This window comes from Collinsella sp. AF25-2LB, from assembly GCF_003458415.1.
In the GTDB taxonomy this organism is placed as follows: domain Bacteria; phylum Actinomycetota; class Coriobacteriia; order Coriobacteriales; family Coriobacteriaceae; genus Collinsella.
In genome coordinates, this window is record NZ_QRUF01000009.1 from 43,388 (window position 1) to 65,952 (window position 22,565).

A 22,565-nucleotide genomic window follows, 5' to 3' on the forward strand; every position below is an offset into this window, starting at 1 on the left:
GATTTAGCAGGAGAAGTCGACGCTGTCGATGATGTCCTTGAGGGCCTTGGCGGAGGCGGTGAGCTCATGCTGCTCGTCATCGTTCAGCGGCACGGGGACGCGGCAGACGACGCCGTCGCGGCCAACGACCGTCGGCATCGAGATAGCCAGATCGGACAGGCCATACTCGCCCACCATGAGCGAGGAAACGGGCAGAACGGTCTGCTCATCGCGCATGACAGCGGTGCAGATGCGCTTGACGGCCATGGCGACGCCGTAGTAGGTGGCGTGCTTCTTCTCGATGATGGTGTAGGCGGAGTTCTTGACGTCCTCGGCGATACGCTTCTCGGCAGCCTCGTGCTCCAGATGACCGTGAAGCTCGCAGAAGGTGTTCAGCGGAACGCCAGCAACCTGAGCGCTGGACCAAGCGACAAACTCGGAGTCGCCGTGCTCGCCCATGACATAGGCCTGGACATCGCGCGGGTCAACCTCGACGTGGGCACCAAGCATCTGCTGCAGACGGCCAGTGTCGAGCACGGTGCCGGAGCCGATGACATGGCCCTCGGGCAGGCCGGACATCTTGATGGCAGCATAGGTCAGAACATCAACCGGGTTGGAGACGATGAGCAGAATGCCGTCGAAGCCGGACTTCTTAATCTCGGGGATAATGGACTTAAAGATGTTAACGTTCTTGTTGACCAGGTCCAGGCGGGTCTCACCGGGCTTCTGGGCAGCGCCAGCGGTGACGACGATCATGGCGGCGTCGGCGACATCGGAATAATCGCCGGCGTAGATCTTCATCGGCTCGGCAAACGTCATGCCGTGCGCGATATCCAGAGCCTCACCCTCGGCGCGGTTCTTGTCCACGTCGATGAGGACCATCTCGGAGAACAGACCGCTCTGCATCAGAGCGAACGCCGAAGACGAACCGACGAAACCGCAGCCGACAATAGCGACCTTCTTCTCGTTAACCATTAGAAACTCCCATCTCTCTCCACAAACAAGCCGCCCGGGAACGACCCGAGCGGCTTGTCGTAATCCCAATACATCCAATCGGGACTTTGATTATGCCCCTATTCGCAGCCGAAAATCGACCGTTTACCGAAATTGTTTGCAGTATTCGTAAAATAACTGCACGAAATCGGTTTCGAGCTATTGACGGGCCGAAACAGGTTTCTAATACAGGCCCGCCTCGCGAATGGCCTCGACAGCCAAAGCGATCTGATCGGGCGGCAGGACCAGCGCCATGCGCACGTGCCCCTCGCCCGAAGGACCAAAACTCGCGCCCGGCGTCACCACAACGCCGGCCTTCTCCATGAGCTCCTCGCAAAACGCCATGGAATCGGTGCGACCACCGGGAAGCTTGGCCCACACAAACATAGAGCCATGCGCGTTGGGACGCTCCCAGCCCAGGCCCTCAAGACCGTCGCACAGGGCATCGCGGCGCTCCTGGTACTTCAGACGCTGCGCCTCGACCTCATCGCGCGGACCGTTCAGGCAGGCGATGGCGGCCTTCTGGATCGGGAAGAACATACCGAAGTCGATCTGGCCGCGCAGCTTGGCAAAGGCCGAGACTACATCCTCGCGACCGACCAAAAAGCCGATGCGGGCACCGGTGACGTTAAACGACTTGGAAAGCGAGAAGAACTCAACGCCCACCTCGAGCGCGCCGGGATACTGCAAGAAGCTGCCGCCCGGCTCGCCGTCGAACACGATGTCGGAGTATGCGTTGTCATGGACGATGAGCAGGTCGTGCTCGCGGGCGAAAGCGATAATCTCCTCGTAGACCTCGGGCGTACCCACCGAGCCGACCGGGTTCGCGGGCAGCGACACGATCATATACTTGGCACGATCGGCCACCTCGGGATCGATACCCGCCACATAGGGCAGGTAATTATGCTCGGCAACCAGCGGATAGTATTCGAGCTTGGCATCGGCGATCTTGGCACCCGCCTCAAAGACCGGGTAGCACGGATCGGGAACCAGAATGGTGTCACCCGGATCGAGCAGGGCCAGGCCCAAATGGCCCACGCCCTCCTGCGTGCCGTTGCACGACTGCACCATAGACGGCGTAATGCCCGAAACGCCAAAGCGATGCTCATAGTAATCGCACACGGCTTGCTTGAGTTCGGGCAGGTCGCGCAGGGCATACTTCCACATCTCGGGATCTTGGGCTGCCTGCGTGAGCGCCTCGACCACGTGGTCGTACGGCTTAAAGTCGGGCGTGCCCACGCTCATGTTGTAAATGGTCTTGCCCTGAGCCTTCAGCGCGAGAAGCTTGTTGTTGAGCGAGGCGAAGACCTCCGCGCCAAAGCGGTCGAGACGCTGCGATGCCTGCATGGTGCCACCTTTCGATATAAAAAACGCGGCGCTCCGACAAGAGCGCCGCGCGATACGGGCCATCAGATTGCAAAAGTGTACCGCTTGCAACCCCTATATTGGTTCAATTTAGCCAACCTTAGTCAACTGGATTGAGCGCGTCGATCTGCGCAAGCCACAGACACGAGCTAGCGTCACTCGGCATACGCCAATCGCCGCGCGGGCTGAGCGTCACCGAGCCCACCTTGGGACCATCGGGCAGGCAGCTGCGCTTAAACTGCTGGGCAAAGAAGCGGCGGTAGAACGTACGTAGCCACGTGTGGACGGTCTTGGCGTCGTAGACGCCCTCAAAGCTCTTGAGCGCCATGCGGTAGATCTTGCCCGGCTCAAAGCCAAAACGCAGCAGGTAGTAGAGGAAGTAGTCGTGCAGCTCGTACGGGCCCACCAAATCCTCGGTCTTCTGGGCAATCTCGCCATCGCCCGTCGGCGGCAGAAGCTCAGGGGACACCGGCGTATCGAGGATGTCGAGCAAGACCTCGGCAATACGCCCGCCAAAGACATCGGCGGCATAGCGCACCAGATGGCGCACAAGCGTCTTGGGCACGCTCGCGTTGACGGCGTACATGCTCATGTGGTCGCCGTTATAGGTAGCCCAGCCGAGCGCCAGCTCCGACAGGTCGCCCGTGCCAATGACAAAACCGCCAGCCTGGTTGGCCAGATCCATCAGGATCTGCGTACGCTCGCGGGCCTGGCTGTTCTCGTAGGTCACGTCCTGCACGGCCGGATCATGCTCGATATCCTTAAAGTGCTGTTCCACGGCAGCATGGATTGAGACCTCGCGGAAGCTCACACCCAAGTCACGAGCGAGCGACTCGGCATTGGACTTAGTGCGGTGCGTCGTGCCAAAACCGGGCATGGAAACCGCCGTGATACCCGTGCGCGGCAGCCCCAGCCCATCGAAGGCACGCACGGTCACAAGCAGCGCTAGCGTGGAGTCCAAGCCGCCCGAAAGGCCGATGACCGCAGCCTTGGTACCTGTGTGGGCGAGGCGGGTCTTGAGGCCCGCAGTCTGTAGATCAAGGATCGTCTCGCAGCGCTCGGCCAAGTCGCCGTGGTCGGCCGGCACAAAGGGCGCGCGCGGGAAGACACGGTCGATGTCGCAGGCATCGCGCAGGACAGGTTCTTCGGCCAGCACGCCCTCAAACGAAAACTCAACGGTCGTGGCCTCCGGAGCATCGTCGGTACGCGTCCACGTCGTCGAGCGACGGCGTTCGGCAACCAGGCGGTCAAGGTCAACGTCGGCGATGGCCATATCGCAGGTAAGCAGTTTGGTCGCGGCGAGCTTGGAGCCGTTTTCGTAGACGAGGTTCTCGCCCGCAAAGACCATGTCGGTCGTGGACTCGCCCTCGCTCGCGTCCGCGTAGGCATAGGCGCAGTACAGGCGCGCGCTCTGGTTGGAAATGAGGCTGCGGCGGTAATCCGCCTTACCGATAATCTCGTCCGAAGCCGACGGATTGAGGATCACCGTCGCACCGGCAAGCGCCATCTCGGTCGAAGGGGGCGCCGGCACCCACAGGTCCTCGCAGACCTCAACGCCCAGCACCATATCCTCGGCACCTTCATCACAGCAGCGGTAGACAAGCCCCGAACCCAGCGGAACCGGACCCCGACCGGCAAACTCGACCCACACAGGATCCGCGGGCGCCGGAGCAAACCAGCGGCGCTCGTAGAACTCGCCATAGTTGGGCAGATACTTCTTGGCCGTGAGGCCCAAAAGCTCGCCCGCGCAGCACACGGCGGCGCAGTTGTAGATATTCTCGGCAACTGCAACGGGAAGACCGACGGTAAAGACAATCGGCAGCTCGCGGGTTTCATCGAGAATATGTGCCAGAGCAGTCTCACAGGCATGCAGCAGCGTGCGATTATGGAACAGATCGGCCGCGGTATAGCCGCACAGATTAAGCTCGGGCAGCACCAACGCACGAACGCCGCGCTCGGCAGCATCGCGAACAGCCGCCAGCGCAACCTCGGCATTGCCCTCAACATCGGCCACGCGAATCTTGGGCGAGGCCGCTGCCACGCGCAAAAAACCGTCGTTCTCAACTTGACCGTTTAGAAAATCGTTCATGCGAGCTCCAGCACATCCGTTAGCCGCAACGAGCGGCGACGATATAGTCCGCCTCCATTGTACTGTCAAGTTCAATCAGCACAGATGGGACAAGCTCATGATTAAAATTGGAAAAGAGAAGCCGGGATGACGTTTAGCAGTAGAACGAGATCTCGTCCACAAGGAAAAATGCCTTCCATTTAGAGCAAATCAATTCATGCTGAGCGGCGATGATTTCACAGAGGTCATCAAGCGTGCTCCGGGGGATCTTCGCTTTGTTATTAGCGACAATGCAGCCACCTCTTCGAGTCAGCCAGATTTTGGCCGAGTTATCTGAAGGCGCCCCCTTGCAAACATGGACATGGATTGGCTCGCCCGCTTCATTGGACCAAAAGAAGACCCGATAGCCGCCAATAAGAAAAAGGCTAGGCAACTTTAGCTCCTCCGTTTGCGGCGTAGCGATACAGCAGATGGGCGTTATTGCTCAGAAAAGTCTCAAAACCTCGCTTCTCCTCGTCGGTAAAACGCCCCTCCCACATGGTCCAATTGTAAGAAGGCAACTCGCAACGAGCGGAGTCGAAACCCTCTGCCGTCGGTCGTTCAAAATGCACGATGACCTTTTCGATATCGCCATCTGTGATCAGGTCAGAATGAATGACCTCGGTACCATCTTCGAATGTCATATACGGGTACATCACGTAAACCACCTCGCAATCGTAAATCCAGTTTAGCATCAAGCTATTGCACCAAAGACAGCAAGCCCCCTTGATGAGTTGATGGTATCTGTTAAATGTCACGTACGATTCACATCTGGTGGGTACCCTGATGGCTACACAAAACGAAGCAGATTTACACCGGGAGGACCCCGTATGACAACCAAGTACACTGACGCGCCGCGCACGCGCGTCATGACACCGGCATCGCTCAACAACGGCGTGCACGAGAACCATTCCATCGGACAGACCATGGCCATTGCGCCCAAAAAGGGCCTTTTCGACGACATTTCCATTCCCCAGATCATCGCCGGCGCCGCAGCTGCCGCCACGAGCGTGGCGCTTGCTTCAAAGATCGGCATTGCCGGCTCGGTGATTGGTGCCGCCGTGAGCTCAGTCATCACTGTTGTGTCCTCGCAGGTCTATCGCCACTTTATCTCCGCCAGCGCCGAAGCAATCAAGGGCACGCATGCCGCTGTCGACTACCCTACCGGCGCCTACGAGCCCGTTGAGCCCAATGTCGAGGAGCACCTAGGTGGCGCCGCAACCACGCAGGAGATGCGCCAGGTTGCGGGACGCGCGACCACGGCGCGCGTCGCTCCCAACAGCCTGCGCGCCAAGGCGGCGGCTGAGCGCAGCCAGACGCAAAAGAAGGTCATCGTCTTCTCGATCGCTATCGCCATCGTCGCGGTCATCGCCTGCGCCGGCGCCATCCTTATCACCACTGCCGGTGAGGGTCTGGGCGAGCGTCCCGAGCCAATCCTGTCGTCGCGCACGACCGAGAGCGATGCAAATGGCAACACCCAGTCGCAAGATCAGCAGGCACAGACGGACGATACGCAAGACAGTTCTACCTCTGCCAATTCGTCCTCGAACACCCAAAACCAATCGCAGGGCGTCGATTCCTCTGCGAACAACAGCGGCACGCAATCCGGCACGACTGACTCAAGCCAAACGACTGACGGCTCTCAACCGAGCACGGGCGACCAGGCGAATGGCAATACACCGAGTACGGGATCTACCGACAACAGCAACACCAACAGCTCGAGCGGAACCGCGTCCGGCACGGCATCTGACAGTTCAAGCCAAGGCACGACATCGGGCAACTAGGCACATTTGCCTCTCATAGATAACCGACCTGTACAACGGGCGCGAATCGAAAGCGGTTCGCGCCCGTTTGCCTTGGGCGCCGCCATGGCGAACACCATGCGATGGTAAGATGCTTTGGTGTGTAAAGAGGAGATTTGCCATGAGCAAGACAATAGTTAGGCCCACGCTTTCGCTGGGCAACCACATCTATCTGTATCGCCTGCTACGCGATGCAATCGGATGCGGCAAGCAAACGTTTATGACGCAGGTCGAGGAGGCGCTCGCCGCCGGCGACATGACCGCTTATGACCTGGGCTTTGAGTCCACGCGTGAGCTGCTCGAGGAGCTCGACGACTGCATTAAGCTGACCGTCTTTAAGGGCGGTCGCCTGTATGCCACCGTCATCGCCAACGAGGCCTGGGATGCCGCCCTTGCCAAGGGCGAGGACAAGCCCAAGGCAGCCAAGGGAGCCAAGCAGTCCTACAAAAAGAAAAAGCGCGGCGAGAAGGACCTCAAGGCCGTGCGTCCCAAGCACGTTAAACGTCCCAAGCCAGAAACCATGGTTGAAGCCGTGCCGGAGCCCGAGCCCGAGGCAGAGATCGAAGTCGCTATTGAGGTAACAGCAGAAACCGAAATCACCGCCACGACCGATCCCGAAGTCATATCTGAGCAGGAAACCACTGCGGAGCTCAACGAAGCTCCCAAGTCGACAACCGAAGAAGCCGCTGACCAGCCCGAGACGTCTGCATTCCAAAACAGCGATGTCTTTGGTGACAAGGCCGAGGACGATCAGTCCGACGAGCCCGCAGATCAAGACGCTACCGAGTCGGCGCCGGAGCCCGAGGCACCGCAGCCCGCCATCTCGCTCACGGTCGTCTATGACCCCGAGAACGCAAACGCCGGCATCACCACCATGGCATCCACGCCCATCGAGGCAAAGTCGAGCGTCGAGAATCAGAGCGCTCCGCAAGTCGAGTTCGACACCGCGACCGCAGACGCACCTGCCATCGTCGAACCCGCAGATTCCGCGGCGATGCCGAAAGCGGACACCGAATCAGTACTCGGCGCCGAACCCGCGCCCGTCATCGAGGTGACGCCCGTCAATGAGCAGGCCTTCGCACCGACGATGGTACCGGCCCCCGCACCCGTAGCGCCCGCCATCCCCGAGGACTTCCCCATCGATTTCGCAACCGAGGTCTTCTGCCCCGGTCCATTGCTACACCAGCTGTCGACCTATCTCCCCTACGGCGCCGATACCCTCGGCATCGTCGGCGAGTACTACTGGATCGCCCGCGAGCGCGGTACCATCGAGGCCGCGCGAAACCGCGCAAGCTTCCCCCTGCGCTACACGCAGGCCGGCGAGCGCCGCGAGGTTGCCGTGCGCATCCGCCGCAACACCACCGGCGGTCTCGGAGCCACCTGGACCATCGATAAAGTCGAAGAACCCGAGCAGTAACGACAAACGGCTCAAATCCAAATCAGGATTTGAGCCGTTTTTATTTGTTGATGTTGCGTAACCAACAGCGAGCGGGCCGCAAGTGCCCCAGGTTGCCGTGAAAGAGGAGCGACGCGTACTTCGGTACGCGAGCGACGGCTTGAACGGCAAGATGGGGTGCTTGCGACCCGCGCAGCGTCGAGCAGTTACGCGGTTTGGAAAACCGCGTAACGATCTAGTCGCGCGTCAGCTTACGGTGAATACGATGCGGCTGGGCTGCGTCCTCACCCAGGCGCTCGATACGGTTGGCCTGATAGGCCTCAAAGTTGCCCTCGAACCAATACCAGTTGCCCGGATTCTCGTCGGTGCCCTCCCACGCCAGAATGTGCGTGGCGACGCGGTCCAGGAACATACGATCGTGGCTAATGACCACCGAGCAGCCCGGGAACTCGAGCAGCGCCGCCTCGAGCGAGGACAGCGTCTCGACGTCGAGGTCGTTCGTGGGCTCGTCGAGGAGCAGCAGGTTGCCGCCCTGCTTGAGCGTGAGCGCCAGGTTCAGACGGTTGCGCTCGCCACCGGAGAGTACGCCAGCGCGCTTCTGCTGGTCCTGGCCCTTAAAGCCAAAGCTCGCCACGTACGCGCGGCTGGGGACCTCGGTCTCGCCGACCATCATGTGGTCCAGACCATCCGAGACGACCTCCCACAGGTTCTTGTCGGGGTCGATGCCAGAACGGTTCTGATCGACATAGGAGATCTTGACGGTCTCGCCCACCTCGAGCTCGCCCGAAGTCAGCGGCTCCAGGCCCACGATGGTCTTGAAGAGCGTAGTCTTGCCCACACCGTTGGGGCCGATGACGCCCACGATGCCGTTACGCGGCAGGGTGAAAGAAAGGTCGTCGATGAGCACGCGACCGTCGAATTCCTTGTGCAGGTGATGGGCCTCGAGCACCTTGTTACCCAAACGCGGTCCAACGGGAATGCGGATATCGGTCCAGTCGAGCTTCTGGCTTGCGCGGGCCTCGGCCTCCATCTCCTCGTAGCGAGCCAGACGGGCCTTGTTCTTTGCCTGGCGAGCCTTGGGCGAGCTGCGTACCCACTCGAGCTCGGCCTCCATGCGCTTGGCGAGCTTGGCGTCGCGGTTGCCCTGCGCCTCGATACGGGCGGCCTTGGTCTCCAGATACGTGGAGTAGTTGCCCTTGTAGGGATAAAGGTGACCGCGGTCGACCTCGCAGATCCACTCGGCAACGTTATCCAGGAAGTAGCGATCGTGCGTGACGGCAAGCACCGCGCCCTGGTAGTTGTGCAGGAAGTGCTCGAGCCACAGGATCGACTCGGCGTCCAGGTGGTTCGTGGGCTCGTCGAGCAGCAGCAGGTCGGGAGCTTCGAGCAGCAGCTTGCACAGGGCCACGCGACGGCGCTCGCCGCCGGAAAGTACGTTGACCGGCATGTCGGAATCGGGCAGCTGCAGGGCGTCCATGGCCTGGCCGAGCTTGGAATCGATATCCCAGCCGTCGGCGGCGTCGATCTCGTCCTGGAGCTTTCCCATCTCGGCCATGAGGGCGTCCATGTCGCAATCCGGGTCGCACATCTCCTCGCCGATCTTGTTGAAGCGATCGACCTTGGCGATCATGTCGCCAAATGCCATGCGCACGTTCTCGATGACGGTCTTGTCGTCGTCGAGCGGCGGCTCCTGCTGCAGGATACCCACGGTGTAGCCGGGGGTGAGCTTGGCATCGCCGTTGGAGACCTCCTCGATGCCGGCCATGATCTTGAGCAGGGTCGACTTGCCCATACCGTTGGGGCCCACGACGCCGATCTTGGCACCGGGGTAGAAGCTCAGGGTCACGTCGTCAAGGATCACCTTGTCGCCATGGGCCTTGCGAGCCTGATACATCTGATAAATGAACTCCGCCACAGTCATTTCTCCTTATCTAGCTGCGGAAATCTTCTCCCCCTCTCCGTTTTGGAAAAAGCGGAGAGGCAGTTCGCGCGTTCTAATAAAAAGGGGCATGGTTGCCCACACCCCCTAATACTACCTGGGAAAAGTCCCCCGGAACATACTATGAACTGCGTACGCTAGTTTTCCGCAACCTTAACGAGCGGCTCGCTGCGATTTGCGCCACAACAGATACGAGTAGACGTAGACGGCTCCAACCGAACCAAACGCCAGAACCGCAATCACCGCGGCGACGACTTCACTCGAAAGCACGCTGCCTGCCACGCCCATCACAATCAGGCCAATACCTAGCACCATAAAGCAGGCGCCGCCAAAACGCTGCGTACGGCGCCAGTTCTCGGGATCGGCAAGCGCCCAGGGTGTCTTGATACCGAGCGTATAGTTCTGCTTCACACGCGGCAAGTAGTTGCCTACGCCGATGAACAGCAAACCGACAACACCGGAAATCAGCACGTTAACCGAACCGACCGCCGGCACCACGCCCCAGACCGTAAGCTCTCCCAGCCAGCTTATGGCACACATGAACAAGGTGAAGGCGATTACGAAGCCCTGGTAGAACTTGCCCGAGGTTCGATATGCCTCACCTTTGGGGTCGATGCGCGGCACCACGCAGAACATTGCGAGAAGCGCCAGAGGCAGCACGCCGAGCGCGGAGGCCATCCAGCTAGGACCCCAACCGTCGACGGCGCCGTTCGCGCCCCAGTGCGTGGGAATCTGCGCAGGCAAGCTCGGCATCACCATGAGGTGCGCTACGACATTGGCGACGCACAGAGCGACCAGCGCAATCCACACGCGCGACGATACCCCCGTGGGGTGAATGCCCTTGTTTTCGTTATTCATCCTTATCACCTTCCGTGTTTGTAAAGCCCATAAACCAACCGATCAAGTCCTGCATGACGGTGGTGTTTAAGCTGTAAACGATGTTTTGGCCATGGCGCTCGTCGATCACCAACCCGGCGTTTTTGAGCGTCGCCAAGTGATGGCTCAGCGACGGCTTACTGATATCGAAATGCTCGGCAAGCTCCCCCGCCGTGCAATTGCCCTCGCGCAGCAACTCCAAAATGCGCCGTCGCGTTGGATCGGCAAGCGCCTTAAAACCCTCTCCCGGCATAAGACCTCCTCTCATCATCTCTCATGACGCGCACACTATACTCGATATTTAGATGTTTGTCTAACTATCTAATCTTGTACTCAAAAAAATAGCCGCCTCCGCGTAATGCGAAGACGGCCACTTCTCACGCTACAAACGTGTTTTGGAGTTGGCCAACCCGCTGCAACGGGTGCCATCTGCTTCAATCTTATGCGAACCCCGATCCCATTTCAACAAGCCCAAGGGCTCAAATGGAATCGCGATAACACCTATAATGGCGATAGCTAAAACACGATTCGCTTCCCCATCGGAGGATGTCTATGACCGAAACCGCTGCCGCTCTCGTCGAGACACGCGACACCAAGCTCGAGATCATCATGGGCCGCGAGGCACTCGATAAGCTCGCCGATGCTACGGTGCTGGTGCTCGGCTGCGGAGGCGTGGGCTCCAACTGCTGCGAGGCACTCGCCCGCGGCGGCATCGGTCATTTCGTCATTCTGGACAAGGACATCATCGCGCCCAGCAATATCAATCGCCAGGCCATCGCCTTTCACAGCACCATCGGCAAGCGCAAAGTGGACGTGATGGATGCCATGATTCGCGATATCAATCCCGCCGCCACCGTTATCAAGCGCACCGAATACCTGCTGAGCGACAACATCGACGAGTTCTTCGCGAGCGTTTTGGAGCAGACGGGTGGCAAGCTCGACTACGTCGTCGACGCCATCGACACCATCTCGGCCAAGCTTACCATTGCCAAATATGCTCAGGACCACGGCATTCGTTTGGTTAGCTCCATGGGCGGGGCCAACAAGCTCCATCCCGAGTGCCTCCGCTTTGCCGACATTTTCGATACGGTACGTGACCCCATGAGCCGCATCATGCGCAAAGAATGTAAGAAGCGCGGCATCAAGAGCCTACATGTACTGTTTAGCTGCGAGGAATCGGTTAAGACACAGCCCCGCGACCCTTCCAATATCCACGAGCGCACCGAGTTGGGCACCGCCAGTTTTATGCCGCCCATCATGGGTCAGATGATCGCCGGCGAGGTTATCCGCCAGATCAGCGGGCGCGGCACCGAGCGCGTACGCGCCGACGGCCAACGCCTGGACTAGCAGGATGTCCTGCGATGGAACCGCAATTCTTTGACACGCATTGTCATCTTGATTTGATGCTCGGCCCCGATGCTGCAGCCAGTGAGTCGGCGGCGTCGGGTCTGGGGCTCTTTGACTGCGGGGTCGACCCACGCGACTTTTCGGCCGCAAACGAGCGCGCCCGTCGCCTACCAGGCGTCATCGCTGGCGTTGGGCTCCACCCCTGGTGGCTCGCCGACGGCCGCTGCGGTCCTGCCGAAGTCGATCTGCTTTGCGAAGTTGCTGCCCAAGAGCGCTACATCGGCGAGGTGGGACTCGACTTTTCCGCACGCTTTGCCGGAAGTGAGCCGCTACAAATACAGGCATTTGACCGGCTCTGCGATACACTCGTGCAGCATCCTCTTACCGGGCGCGTGATATCAATTCACGCCGTTCGTTCGGCAGGAGCCGTACTGGACGTCCTCGAATCGCATGGACTACTCATCCCAAACCCCGACTCCCCCGTTATCATCTTCCACTGGTTTAGCGGCACTTCGGACGAACTCGTCCGCGCGCGTGATGCGGACTGTTATTTTTCCGTCAACGAACGCATGCTCGCGTCTAAACGAGGACGCGAATACGCACGACAGATTCCACTCGATCGTTTACTGCTCGAGACCGATGCACCAGCGGAGGCAAACACAGAAACAAGCGCGCAGTCGCTCATCAAATCGCTCACAAGGACCTCAATGCGCATTGCCTCACTCAAAAACTGTGACGCTAAGCACATTGAGTCGGCAGTTTTAGCAAATGCGCGCTCTGTATTTGACCTTCGCTAACCCCTGTGGGCAAAAAATGTCAAATATGAGTACTGTTGCAAATCCAGTAACATTATTTTACGGCAAAATAGTGCCTTGATAATGTACAGCCATCCATTATCAAGGCACTTTAAGGTGGTTAAAGTCATTTTTAGCAGGTTTTAATCGCTCGCAGACACCCAACTAGGCCCTCAAAAGCTTAATTTCGCTGTTACTAAATTAGTGACAGTACTCATATTTAGCATTTTTTGTCCATGGAGTCCCGGGAGGCGACAATTCGACTCCCCGGGACTGCTCACCTATTCGGAAATCGGCACTCCATGGCCCCAGGAGCCTTCCATGCCGCATACGGTCGAAGCAAACCCCGCCGCAAAGTCGAGTGCACGCTCGATGGCCTCGGCACCATCCTCGCCACGCTTGACGGAATCGAGGTAACACATCAGGAACGAAGTCAGGAATGAGTCGCCCGCACCCATGGTGTCCTTCATATCCGTTACCGGCTTAGCCAGTTGGCGGTAATAACGATCGCCATCATAGGCAATGCAGCCCTCAGCGCCAGCCGTTGCCGATACGAAACGCGGACCTAGGCTCCTCACCCATGCCAGACGCTCGCGAATCTCATCCTCACTCGCGGCGTCTGCCGCGCTAAAGAACGCGAAGTCAACGTAGGGAGCAATCTGCTCGTAGTACTCGTCGGTCGAATCGTCCGAGAAGTCAAACGAAACCGTGATGCCCGCGGCCTTCAACTTGGGAAGTTCACGCTCGGTAAAGCAATAGTTGCCCGAGTGGACTACGTCGAACTGCTTCACGTACGCAAGGTCAAAGCGATCGAGCACATAGCGCGCATCACCACGGATGCCGCCCTCATTGGAGCCAAGGAAAACACGGTCGCCGTTAACGACGGTCACGCGCGCAGCACCATTCTCACCGATGAGCTGCTTGCATTTGGCTAGTTCAACGTCCTCATCTTCAAGACTCGCAATCACGTGCTCGGCAGCAGCGTCATTACCAAAGATGCCCATATACGCGGAGCGCGCGGCTCCGCATTTCTTGGCATACACGGCAAAGTTCACCGCATTGCCACCCGGATACATCGTGCGAATATGCTCGTAGCGGTCGACGACGTTGTCGCCAAACCCCAGTGCGCTCACGTTAAATGCCATAGCGCGCCCCTCTCTTATGCCAACGGAACCACTGTTGTGACAGCAGTACCGCCCAGGATCTACGCGAGTTCCAGTAGCTCCGGCAGCTGGTCGATAATCTTGTCCGCGGCATCCTGGCTAAAGCCAAAGCGCTCCTCGCGCTTGGCAATGACCGTCAGGCCGGCTCGCTTACCCGCGGTAATGCCCGGAACGGAATCCTCAACGCAGCAGCAGCGATTCGCGGGCAGCCCCAGCAGGTCCAGCGCATGCAGGTAGATGTCGGGCTCGGGCTTGCTCTCCTTAAACTGCTCGCCGCTCACCACATACTCAAAGGCATCCGACAGCCCGCACGCATTGAGCACTTCCTCGATGCTATCCATGGGAGACGAGCTGGCAAGCGCCACGCGAACGCCCCGGCGCGGCAGCTCTCGAATCGTATCCACGGCGCCTGGGTTAATCAAAGTCTGATAGTCGCGCGGACGCTCATGCGCCCACTCATCCCAACGGGCCAACGCTTCCTCGCCAGTAAAATGCCCCTTACCGGCGCGCTCAAACCAATCGACCAGCATATGCAGGAAGAACTGATGCGAGGTACCAACCTGCCCATTCAACTCCTCTTGAGTCAGGTTAAGCCCAAGCTCCTTGGCAAACGCGGCAGTCTCGCCCAGGTAGTAATACTCGGTATCGACAATGACGCCGTCCATGTCAAAGATAACGGCGTCGAACGGAAATGCGGACACGGCACCCTCCCTAACAAAAGGGCGCCTGTAAGCAGGCGCCCGAACCATGCATTATCGGCGATTCTAACCCAGCAGCTTATCCAACGCCACCGCAATACCGTCTTCGTTGTTATTGGCGGTCACCATCTGGGCTACCGCCTTAACCTCATCGACTGCGTTGCCCATGGCAACACCGGTGCCGGCCCACTCAATCATGGACTTGTCGTTCTGGCCGTCACCAAACGATACGACCTCGCTGGCATCGATACCGAGCTTGGGCAGGGCGCCCTCGAGCGCGCGGGCCTTGTCGATACCAGGCGCCGTGTACTCAAAGTACCAGTCGGCCGTAAACATACCCGAAAGCGTCTGCCTAAAGGGCGTATACATCTCCTCGTAATGCGCCTGCAGGTAGGCCGGATCGCCCGCCGTCAGCAGCTTGTCCACGGGATAAGCGTCCGCGACCTCATGCAAGCTCTCGACCTCGCGGATCTTAAGGTCGCACGCATCGCGCTCGTATTTGACGATGTTTTTCTGCGAACCGTCCGGCAGTGTGATCATGCAGCGATACGAGTCCTCGACATGCAGATCGCGACCGAGCGAAATCATAGGGATCACGTCAAAATTACGCAGGTGATCAATCAAGCGATGCAATTCGTCGGCAGGCATAGCCTGATCGAACAGTACCTCGTCGGTCTGGGCATCGACGACGTGAGCGCCGTTAAAGGCCACCAGCAAACCATCATGGTTCTGAAGGTCGAGCTCCTGGGCCAAGGCGTGAAGACCCCATACGGGACGGCCCGATGCCAAGATGAGCTTAATGCCCGACTCCTGCGCCGCGAGCAGCTTCTCGCGCGTACGCGGGCTAATCACTTTCTGATCGTTGGTGAGCGTACCGTCGATATCCATCGCGATGGCTTTGATTGCCATATATGCCTCCCTGTCATTGAACAACCTTGTCTGAGCCATCATACAGAACACCCATCGCGACTCCGTTTACAACGGGCAAAAAGTCATATTGTCTCGAACATGAACAGCGTGTGGTCGTGAAGCTTTATCGCTCAGGTCAAATACGTCTGCTAGCGACGCTCATCCGTCGGTGCGCCCTCGACGATCGCGATGCCCGCCGATGCACCTAACGCGCTGGCGCCGGCCTCGATGAATGCGCAGGCCTCTTCGTAATTATGGATACCGCCCGCCGCCTTGATTGCCACGGCATCGCCGAGCACCTCGTGCATCAGCCGCACGTCCTCGAGCTTAGCACCGCCAAAGCTTCTGCCGGTCGATGTCTTAAGGAATCCCGGCTTGGCCTCCAGCGCGATCTCGCATACACGGCGCTTGGCGGCGTCGTCGCCGTCCAGCTTGCACATCTCGACGATTACCTTGTCAGTGATGCCATGCGCGCGACAAAAATCAGCAATGGTAGTCATCTCGCGCTCGATGGCATCAAAATCGCGGTTCTCGATCGACCTCTGATTCAAAACGTAGTCAATCTCGGTAAAGCCACACGCAGCGTATTCCTCAAACCTCGCAAGCTTCTCCTCAAGCGCCATAGTGCCCTGGGGAAAGTCGATAGCGCCGGCAAGGATGATGTCAGAGTCCTCGAGCATGGCGCGGCCCGTCTCGTACTCCTGCAGGTTCGCAAATACGCAGCGAAAGTTGTACTTTAACGCCTTCTCGACATATTGCTCAAACGTGTCCTCGGGGGCATCGATATAGTCGATGTATTTGTTGATGGGTTTGGCAAGCGTCATGCTGGGCCTCCTTGTTCAGGACTGACAACCGATTCGTGGTTTCACGCGAAAAACCACGTTCAATGTACGCCCGGCATGCAAGGACAGCGTCCGCATTCCGACAAGTGGTATGAAATTAGTTGTAAACGTATATTTACAGACAGCGAATGGCACCGCACGCGGATGCCGACAGCAAGACATCCCCCCCCTCAATACACCCTCATGCCCATTTAAATAGCAAGGGGCCCGTATCTGTTGGGATACGGGCCCCTTTCGGCCGTGACCTATCTCAGCAACAAAGACTACTTGCGGTGAGCGCGGTAGAACTCGATCGCACCATCTTATCCGAGCCGGGGCACGTTCGCATAGCGTGGCGCGTGACGGTTGCAAAACCACCCCATTTGAAACAAACGCAAAAAAGTACTTGCAAAGACGCGTTCCGACATATAAGTTGATAAAAGACCGCCGTTGCGGTTTTAAGTAGATCGAGCATATGAAGTTTGAGATTTAGCGTGTAAGAGAAGGAAGATCGGCAAAGTACAACCCCAAACGCAATGACAACTTAATGAGGTAACTGCCACATGTGAGGCACCCAGGGCATTGCTGTCTCGATTTTGAGCACGATGCCTTCCGCCTTGCATGGGCCGTTCCATCCCGCCCCTGCAGCAACTGCCTCACGGGCTCATTGAAAACCGCATAGCACCCCAACGTCAGCACATCACCCACGGCAAGCACATCACTCACGACAACCAACACATCAACAAACAGCACGAACATCAACCGATTGGAGAAGCTATGACAAACCACCACGCTGAAGACGGCGATAAGAAAAGCATTCTGGATGTCCGCATTGAGCGAGCATCCGCAAACAAATACGACGCCGCCTTTGCCGCCGCAACCATCGAGAACTTCGCGTCGCTGCCGCTCGCGACGGTCTTGGCCGGCAAGCCTCAACTGCTGAAGCGCTGCATCAAAATCATGGGCGATCCCAGCATTCGCAGGCTGACAGATCCCTATGCCCCAAATCGAGATAACGAGCCTCGCGTCCTTACTATGGGCTGCTTAGCCCATATGCTCACGGCGCTCGACACGAAACTCAAGCTCGAATGGACACCCGACGAGCGTTGCAAGCTCGAAATCAAGCGGGACGCCCTGTGCACTGCATTGTTCCTTCCGCTGAACGACCTCAAGCGCGGCAACGTCGAGCTCGATGCGCAGACCCGGCAAATGCAAATGCCCGGCACCGCGAGACAGAAGACCCCAAGGCCCCGCGCGACCGTTATCGACCGCAACCGCCATAACCAGTTGACCGCGCAGTTTTCCATCGATGAGGCAGCCGTTAGAGCCTTGGTCGACACATTGTGCCTCCTGAGCATCAACGAACTGTTCGAGGGCTATCTCGCCCTTGTCCCCGCGACGGCACCCAAGTCGGTGGCAAAAATCATCGAGACCTGCAGGCACCAGTTTGGGCGCCATCGCAACGACGAGGAAATGAACGCCAGCATCGTGCGGCACTACAAGGCCCATTGCACAAACGGTGAACGCGCCCCAGTGGAGCATCAGCTACGACTCGCATACACCACGCCCATCGCAACGCTCCATCGCTTTGGAGCCCTTGACATCCGAGAGCCGCACGAACAGGCGGCCTGTCCCGAAACCGAGCTCGATCGCAGGCTCGGACGAACCCGATAGCTCGCCCGCCCTCGGCGGGCAGCAACCCATCCCACAACCCAACCAACCAGAAAGGAGTCCTCATGAACACTTGTCAATCCCCCATCATCAGCCCCCTCACCATGCGTGAATCCGCCCGAGGCATCACGCTCACCAGCATTTACGATGAGATGCTCGCCCGTCGCGAGCTCTCCGTCATGGGAAACATCGAAACCCCGATGGCCCACGACCTATGCCAGCAGATCCGCCTGCTCGATGCCACCGACCCCAGCCGCCCCATCACCATATTTGTCGCCAGCGCCGGCGGAAGCGTGCGATCGGGTCTTGCAATCTATGACGCCATGCGCCTCGCATCGTGCCCCATCCGCACCGTCTGCCTGGAATTCGCCGCGTCCATGGGCGCCGTGATCTTTATGGGCGGCGACGATCGCCGTATGGCGCCCCATGCAGAGCTCATGATTCACGACCCGCTGATCCCCCAGGGGGCAGGCGGCTCGGCACTTGCGCTGCAGGAAACCAGCCGGCGTCTCATGCAGACCCGCAAGACCCTCACGCAAATCCTCTCGGACCGCAGCGGCCTCACGCCCAAGCGCATCCAGTCCCTCACTGCAAAAGACACCTACCTTTCGGCCGAGCGCGCCGTCGAGCTCGGCTTTGCCCACGAAATCCTCTCGACCACCAAGGAGGTCGCCCATGTCTAACCTCGCCAGCCGCCTCGCCGCATCTGAGTCCGCATCGTCCACCATCCTCGCCAAGGATCGAACGCTTTCCTGCGACACCCGCCAAACGGGACTCAACAACAACGCACTTGTGATCGGCCCCTCGGGAGCCGGCAAGACCCGAAACGTCCTCAAGCCCAACCTGCTGCAAATAAACGCAAGCTACATCGTGCTCGACACCAAAGGCACGCTCTGTCGCGAAGTGGGACCCGTGCTGGCAGCCCACGGTTACCGCGTGCAATGTCTCAACTTCGCCGACCTCAACACCGTCCCGGCCCTTGCGCCCGGCATCGAGCGCTGCGGCTACAACCCCCTGAGGCACATTCGCCGCAAGGCGGACGGCAGGCCCAACCAGCAGGACATCCTCTCGGTGGCAAAGGCCATCTGCCCCATCGAGGACAACAACCAGCCTTTTTGGGATCATGCGGCGGCAAACCTGCTGTCGTGTCTTATCGCCTACGTCACCGAACAGCTGCCCGCCGACGAGCAGACGATCAGCTCGGTCATCAAGCTGATCGAGCACCTGCAAGACGGTGCCACGGGTCGATTGTTTGACGACCTGATCACGACCGACCCCCAAAGCTATGCCCTCTCGCTATGGCGGCGCTACGCCATTACGCAAAATGCCGAGCGCATGCACGCGAGCATCGTCGGCATCCTTGCCGAAAAGGTCATGTGTCTGGGATTCGACGGTGCGGCACAGCTCTATCGTGAGTGCCATCAGGTGGACTTCGCTTCCATGGGACACACCCCCTGCGCCCTGTTTGTAACCGTGAGCGATATTGACCGCAATCTCGATCCGCTGACCGGCCTCTTTATTTCGCAGGCGTTTATGGGCCTCATACGCGAGGCCGACAAGCAGCCCGACGGCAGCCTGCCCGTGCCCGTACGCTTTATGCTCGACGACTTTGCAAACCTGCAGATTCCCCAGATCGACAACGTGCTCTCGATTATCCGAAGCCGCAACATCTGGGCAACGCTGCTGCTGCAGTCGACCAATCAACTCGATGCGCTCTACGGGGAGGCGCGTGCACGCTCCATCATGGGCAACTGCGACGCGCATCTGGTATTGGCCTTCCAGGACCCCGAGAGCGCCCGGGTATTTTCCGACCGTGCCGATGCATTGCCCAGCACACTTATGGCGACGCCAATCGATCGCTCGTGGCTCTTTGTGCGCGGTCGTACCCCCGAGCAGGTCGAACGCTTTAGGCTCGAAGACCATCCGCTGTACGGGGAACTGCCCGAAGCGCAGCGAGGCCATGCGGAGGCCGAGCTCTAGACGCAGGGCCCTCGCAGCACGCGACGCTCCGGCGAAGATCCTTAAAGGCCGTGCGCCCCGGGGCCACGGCAAAGCAAAGGGGCCCGCATCCGATGGGATACGGGCCCCTGGCTATAAGGCGCGATGCGTTAACAGCAGCGACTACTTGCGGTGCGCGCGATAGAACTCGATGAGCGCCTGGGTCGAAGCGTCCTGCTCGGCCTTGGCGGCGTCGTCGTGGAAGGCCGGGGTGATCTGCTTGGCAAGCTGCTTGCCCAGCTCGACGCCCCACTGGTCGTAGGAGTCGATGCCCCAGACCGTGCCCTCGACAAACGTAATGTGCTCGTACAGGGCGATGAGCTCGCCGAGCGCGAACGGGGTCAACGTGTCGCCGAAGATCGAGGTCGTCGGGCGGTTGCCCTCAAAGCAGCGGGCCGGGACGATCTGCTCGGGCGTGCCCTCGGCGCGCACCTCGTCGGCCGTCTTGCCAAAGGCGAGCGCCTTGGTCTGGGCCAGGAAGTTGCCCAGGAACAGCTCGTGCACGTCCTGACCGCTGTCGGTCGCAGGGTTGGCAGTGTTGGCGAAAGCGATAAAGTCGGCCGGAACCACCACAGTGCCCTGGTGCAGCAGCTGGTAGAAGGCGTGCTGGCCGTTGGTGCCGGGCTCGCCCCAGAAGATCTCACCGGTATCGGAGGTCACGGCGCTGCCGTCCCAGCGGACGTGCTTGCCGTTGGACTCCATGGTGAGCTGCTGCAGGTAGGCCGGGAAACGGTGCAGGTACTGGCAGTACGGCAGCACGGCATGGCTCTTGGAACCGAAGAAGTTGACGTACCAGACGTTGAGCAGGCCCATCAGCGCGACGGCATTGTTCTCGAGCGGCGTGTTGCAGAAGTACTCGTCGATGGCGTGGAAGCCCTCGAGGAACTGTTGGAAGCGCTCGGGGCCGAGCACGACGATCAGCGACAGGCCCACGGCGGAGTCAACGGAATAGCGGCCGCCAACCCAGCTCCAGAAACCGAAGGCGTTGGCGGGGTCGATACCGAAGGCCTCGACCTTCTCGAGTGCGGTGGAGACGGCGACGAAGTGCTTTGCCACGGCCTCGGCGTTCTGCTCATCGGAGCCGTCGATGGCGCCCTGAGCCTTGAGCTGCTCGAGCATCCAGGTCTTGACTTCGCGGGCGTTGGTGAGGGTCTCGAGCGTGGTGAAGGTCTTGGAGACGATGATCACGAGCGTGGTCTCGGGATCCAGGCCCTTGAGCTTCTCGGCCTGATCGTTGGGATCGATGTTGGAGATGTAGCGGCAGTCGATACCGGCGTCGGCATAGGGACGCAGGGCCTCGTAGGCCATGACCGGGCCCAGATCGGAGCCGCCGATGCCGATGGACACCAGGTGCTCGATCTTCTTGCCGGTAACGCCCTTCCACTCACCGGAGCGCACGCGCTCGGCGAAGGCATACATGCGATCGAGGACCTCGTGCACGTCGGCGACGACGTCCTGGCCGTCGACGATGAGCTGGCCCTTCTCGCTTGCCGGACGGCGCAGCGCGGTGTGCAGGACGGCGCGGTCCTCGGTGGTGTTGATGTGCTCGCCGGAGAACATGGCGTCGCGGCGCTCCTCGAGCTTCACCTCGCGGGCAAGATCGCACAGCAGCTTGACGGTCTCATCGGTCACCAAGTTCTTCGACAGATCGAAGTGAAGGTCGCCGGCGTCAAAGCTCAACTTATTCACGCGGTCGGCGTCAGCGGCGAACCAGGCCTTGAGGTCGATGCCCTCGGCCTCAAGCTTCTCCTGATGAGCCTCGAGTGCCTTCCAAGCGGCAGTCGACGTAGCATCGATAGGTGCGGCAACAGTTGCCATAGAGTCCTCCTCAGCATACGGGCGCACGCCTCCATGCGCCCGGACATTCAGATATCCACTATTCTAGCGCAGGTCAAGACTACAATCAGCGAGCGTTGCCAATCGGCCCCCAAACGGCAACCGAACAAAAGGGACAGGTTTATTTTGGCAGGTCAAACGCTTTACCAACCAAAAATTACCCGTCCCTTTATGGCAAATATTAGGCCGCAGCGCAGACGCTACCGAGCAACTCACGCAGAGGAGACCCGATGTCCTCCAGCAGTTCGGGCGCGATAATGGCAAAAACGGGAACCTCGCCGGTGCCCACAACGGCGGGCACTTTTCCCTCGGAGACGATGCATCCATAAGGCACAAAGCCGTCCTCACCGGCATCGAGCGCCGCCATACGACGGGCGAGCTCGCGCGCAAAGCCGGCCGTATCGGCATCGCCGATCGCCAGGACAAAGTCCACGCCTTCGTCGGTCGCCAGGGCCACGGCTTCGTCGATCAGTTCGTCTCCCCCGTCACCCTCAACCGAGCCGCAGCGAAAAAGCACGCGCTCGAGCAGAGCTCGATCAAGCGAGCCGAGCGCCGCCGAGACGAGCTCATCACGCGTATGCTTGTCTCCGCCCAGCACGACCAGCGCCTTGGTGCCACCGTAGTGAGCGACCAATCGTCCGCACCAGCGAGCCACGTCCCCATCCGCAACAAGGCGTGTCGGCATACCAAACCCATAATTGACCATCTTTCCCACAACCCTTCCGTGCGCATAGGCGGTATCAATCGTTAGGCTCATGCTACGAAGCAAGGTTTTCCGAGCTGTTTCGCACTCTTTAGAGCTGCGTTAAAACCCGATCCAACCGCACGACCATACCTACCAAAACAAACCAGTCCCTTTTTGACAGGTTTT

Annotated in this window: 21 protein-coding genes; 7 read left to right on the plus strand and 14 right to left on the minus strand. The window is 59.4% G+C overall.

The genetic code is table 11. The features are described from left to right. Positions 1-3 precede the first annotated feature (3 nt). From DWY51_RS05580 to DWY51_RS05600, 5 genes are all read right to left on the minus strand, one after another. Entirely contained in the window at positions 4-954 is a 951-nt protein-coding gene (locus DWY51_RS05580; RefSeq protein WP_006234343.1) for an L-lactate dehydrogenase, read from the minus strand. Between the two features lie 201 nt (positions 955-1,155). Further along, entirely contained in the window at positions 1,156-2,319 is a 1,164-nt protein-coding gene (locus DWY51_RS05585) for a pyridoxal phosphate-dependent aminotransferase (protein WP_117770132.1), read from the minus strand. 118 nt (positions 2,320-2,437) lie between these two features. After that, on the minus strand, positions 2,438-4,426 hold the full coding sequence (locus tag DWY51_RS05590) for an NAD(+) synthase (protein WP_117770133.1): 1,989 nt from the start codon (positions 4,424-4,426) through the stop codon (positions 2,438-2,440). A gap of 133 nt (positions 4,427-4,559) precedes the next feature. Beyond that, complete coding sequence (locus tag DWY51_RS05595; protein WP_117635420.1) at positions 4,560-4,838, minus strand: DUF4160 domain-containing protein; 279 nt, start codon at positions 4,836-4,838, stop codon at positions 4,560-4,562. Next, the gene (locus tag DWY51_RS05600; RefSeq protein ID WP_117635421.1) at positions 4,831-5,100 is read right to left on the minus strand and encodes a hypothetical protein; all 270 of its coding nucleotides are present in this window, start codon (positions 5,098-5,100) and stop codon (positions 4,831-4,833) included. Before DWY51_RS05600 ends, DWY51_RS05595 begins: the two co-directional genes overlap by 8 nt. Before the next feature lie 174 nt (positions 5,101-5,274). Here DWY51_RS05600 and DWY51_RS05605 point away from each other — a divergent pair, with 174 nt between their 5' ends. Then, positions 5,275-6,228, plus strand: a complete 954-nt coding sequence (locus DWY51_RS05605) for a hypothetical protein (RefSeq protein ID WP_117770134.1) — start codon at positions 5,275-5,277, stop codon at positions 6,226-6,228. A 139-nt stretch (positions 6,229-6,367) separates the two neighbouring features. Further along, on the plus strand, positions 6,368-7,663 hold the full coding sequence (locus DWY51_RS05610; RefSeq protein WP_117770135.1) for a hypothetical protein: 1,296 nt from the start codon (positions 6,368-6,370) through the stop codon (positions 7,661-7,663). Positions 7,664-7,877: 214 nt separating this feature from the next. Here the strand turns inward: DWY51_RS05610 and ettA are convergent, their stop codons facing one another. The 3 genes from ettA to DWY51_RS05625 form a co-directional block, all read right to left on the minus strand. Next, the gene (gene ettA / locus DWY51_RS05615) at positions 7,878-9,557 is read right to left on the minus strand and encodes an energy-dependent translational throttle protein EttA (RefSeq protein WP_117763769.1); all 1,680 of its coding nucleotides are present in this window, start codon (positions 9,555-9,557) and stop codon (positions 7,878-7,880) included. Positions 9,558-9,734: 177 nt separating this feature from the next. Beyond that, positions 9,735-10,439, minus strand: coding sequence for an SdpI family protein (locus DWY51_RS05620; RefSeq protein WP_117770136.1), 705 nt, complete (start codon positions 10,437-10,439; stop codon positions 9,735-9,737). Further along, positions 10,432-10,710 carry an autorepressor SdpR family transcription factor gene (locus tag DWY51_RS05625; RefSeq protein ID WP_147333359.1) on the minus strand — a complete coding sequence of 93 codons (279 nt, stop codon included), beginning with the start codon at positions 10,708-10,710 and terminating at the stop codon, positions 10,432-10,434. The genes DWY51_RS05620 and DWY51_RS05625 overlap by 8 nt, the downstream gene beginning before the upstream one ends. Positions 10,711-11,009: 299 nt before the next feature. Here DWY51_RS05625 and DWY51_RS05630 point away from each other — a divergent pair, with 299 nt between their 5' ends. Both DWY51_RS05630 and DWY51_RS05635 read left to right on the plus strand, forming a co-directional pair. Continuing rightward, on the plus strand, positions 11,010-11,804 hold the full coding sequence (locus DWY51_RS05630; protein WP_117770138.1) for a ThiF family adenylyltransferase: 795 nt from the start codon (positions 11,010-11,012) through the stop codon (positions 11,802-11,804). 14 nt (positions 11,805-11,818) lie between these two features. Beyond that, positions 11,819-12,601, plus strand: coding sequence for a TatD family hydrolase (locus DWY51_RS05635; protein WP_117770139.1), 783 nt, complete (start codon positions 11,819-11,821; stop codon positions 12,599-12,601). A 278-nt stretch (positions 12,602-12,879) separates the two neighbouring features. Here the strand turns inward: DWY51_RS05635 and DWY51_RS05640 are convergent, their stop codons facing one another. The 4 genes from DWY51_RS05640 to deoC form a co-directional block, all read right to left on the minus strand. Continuing rightward, complete coding sequence (locus tag DWY51_RS05640; RefSeq protein ID WP_117770140.1) at positions 12,880-13,743, minus strand: PfkB family carbohydrate kinase; 864 nt, start codon at positions 13,741-13,743, stop codon at positions 12,880-12,882. A 59-nt stretch (positions 13,744-13,802) separates the two neighbouring features. After that, positions 13,803-14,462, minus strand: coding sequence for an HAD family hydrolase (locus DWY51_RS05645; protein ID WP_369832594.1), 660 nt, complete (start codon positions 14,460-14,462; stop codon positions 13,803-13,805). 63 nt (positions 14,463-14,525) lie between these two features. Then, on the minus strand, positions 14,526-15,368 hold the full coding sequence (locus DWY51_RS05650; protein WP_117770142.1) for a Cof-type HAD-IIB family hydrolase: 843 nt from the start codon (positions 15,366-15,368) through the stop codon (positions 14,526-14,528). A 149-nt stretch (positions 15,369-15,517) separates the two neighbouring features. Then, a complete protein-coding gene (gene deoC / locus DWY51_RS05655) occupies positions 15,518-16,192 on the minus strand; it encodes a deoxyribose-phosphate aldolase (protein WP_117770143.1) in 675 nt (224 codons plus the stop codon). 774 nt (positions 16,193-16,966) lie between these two features. Here deoC and DWY51_RS05660 point away from each other — a divergent pair. From DWY51_RS05660 to DWY51_RS05670, 3 genes are all read left to right on the plus strand, one after another. After that, complete coding sequence (locus DWY51_RS05660; protein WP_117770144.1) at positions 16,967-17,863, plus strand: hypothetical protein; 897 nt, start codon at positions 16,967-16,969, stop codon at positions 17,861-17,863. Between the two features lie 62 nt (positions 17,864-17,925). Further along, on the plus strand, positions 17,926-18,543 hold the full coding sequence (locus DWY51_RS05665) for an ATP-dependent Clp protease proteolytic subunit (protein ID WP_117770145.1): 618 nt from the start codon (positions 17,926-17,928) through the stop codon (positions 18,541-18,543). Then, positions 18,536-19,840, plus strand: coding sequence for a VirD4-like conjugal transfer protein, CD1115 family (locus tag DWY51_RS05670; RefSeq protein WP_117770146.1), 1,305 nt, complete (start codon positions 18,536-18,538; stop codon positions 19,838-19,840). The genes DWY51_RS05665 and DWY51_RS05670 overlap by 8 nt, the downstream gene beginning before the upstream one ends. Positions 19,841-19,981: 141 nt before the next feature. On the opposite strand, the gene pgi is transcribed toward DWY51_RS05670, so the two are convergent. Together pgi and DWY51_RS05680 are read right to left on the minus strand one after the other, a co-directional pair. Continuing rightward, complete coding sequence (gene pgi, locus DWY51_RS05675; RefSeq protein ID WP_117770147.1) at positions 19,982-21,676, minus strand: glucose-6-phosphate isomerase; 1,695 nt, start codon at positions 21,674-21,676, stop codon at positions 19,982-19,984. A 199-nt stretch (positions 21,677-21,875) separates the two neighbouring features. Next, complete coding sequence (locus tag DWY51_RS05680) at positions 21,876-22,379, minus strand: iron-containing alcohol dehydrogenase (RefSeq protein WP_158556915.1); 504 nt, start codon at positions 22,377-22,379, stop codon at positions 21,876-21,878. Positions 22,380-22,565: the final 186 nt, after the last annotated feature.

Excerpts from the sequence above, each read along its gene's own strand:
- deoC (WP_117770143.1), bottom strand. The coding sequence starts at position 16,192 with ATGACGCTTGCCAAACCCATCAACAAATACATCGACTATATCGATGCC.
- DWY51_RS05625 (WP_147333359.1), bottom strand. The coding sequence starts at position 10,710 with ATGCCGGGAGAGGGTTTTAAGGCGCTTGCCGATCCAACGCGACGGCGC.
- DWY51_RS05670 (WP_117770146.1), top strand. The coding sequence starts at position 18,536 with ATGTCTAACCTCGCCAGCCGCCTCGCCGCATCTGAGTCCGCATCGTCC.
- DWY51_RS05620 (WP_117770136.1), bottom strand. The coding sequence starts at position 10,439 with ATGAATAACGAAAACAAGGGCATTCACCCCACGGGGGTATCGTCGCGC.
- DWY51_RS05650 (WP_117770142.1), bottom strand. The coding sequence starts at position 15,368 with ATGGCAATCAAAGCCATCGCGATGGATATCGACGGTACGCTCACCAAC.
- DWY51_RS05660 (WP_117770144.1), top strand. The coding sequence starts at position 16,967 with ATGACAAACCACCACGCTGAAGACGGCGATAAGAAAAGCATTCTGGAT.
- DWY51_RS05585 (WP_117770132.1), bottom strand. The coding sequence starts at position 2,319 with ATGCAGGCATCGCAGCGTCTCGACCGCTTTGGCGCGGAGGTCTTCGCC.
- DWY51_RS05635 (WP_117770139.1), top strand. The coding sequence starts at position 11,819 with ATGGAACCGCAATTCTTTGACACGCATTGTCATCTTGATTTGATGCTC.
- DWY51_RS05610 (WP_117770135.1), top strand. The coding sequence starts at position 6,368 with ATGAGCAAGACAATAGTTAGGCCCACGCTTTCGCTGGGCAACCACATC.
- DWY51_RS05580 (WP_006234343.1), bottom strand. The coding sequence starts at position 954 with ATGGTTAACGAGAAGAAGGTCGCTATTGTCGGCTGCGGTTTCGTCGGT.
- DWY51_RS05605 (WP_117770134.1), top strand. The coding sequence starts at position 5,275 with ATGACAACCAAGTACACTGACGCGCCGCGCACGCGCGTCATGACACCG.
- DWY51_RS05680 (WP_158556915.1), bottom strand. The coding sequence starts at position 22,379 with ATGCCGACACGCCTTGTTGCGGATGGGGACGTGGCTCGCTGGTGCGGA.
- DWY51_RS05600 (WP_117635421.1), bottom strand. The coding sequence starts at position 5,100 with ATGTACCCGTATATGACATTCGAAGATGGTACCGAGGTCATTCATTCT.
- pgi (WP_117770147.1), bottom strand. The coding sequence starts at position 21,676 with ATGGCAACTGTTGCCGCACCTATCGATGCTACGTCGACTGCCGCTTGG.
- DWY51_RS05640 (WP_117770140.1), bottom strand. The coding sequence starts at position 13,743 with ATGGCATTTAACGTGAGCGCACTGGGGTTTGGCGACAACGTCGTCGAC.
- DWY51_RS05630 (WP_117770138.1), top strand. The coding sequence starts at position 11,010 with ATGACCGAAACCGCTGCCGCTCTCGTCGAGACACGCGACACCAAGCTC.
- DWY51_RS05665 (WP_117770145.1), top strand. The coding sequence starts at position 17,926 with ATGAACACTTGTCAATCCCCCATCATCAGCCCCCTCACCATGCGTGAA.
- DWY51_RS05590 (WP_117770133.1), bottom strand. The coding sequence starts at position 4,426 with ATGAACGATTTTCTAAACGGTCAAGTTGAGAACGACGGTTTTTTGCGC.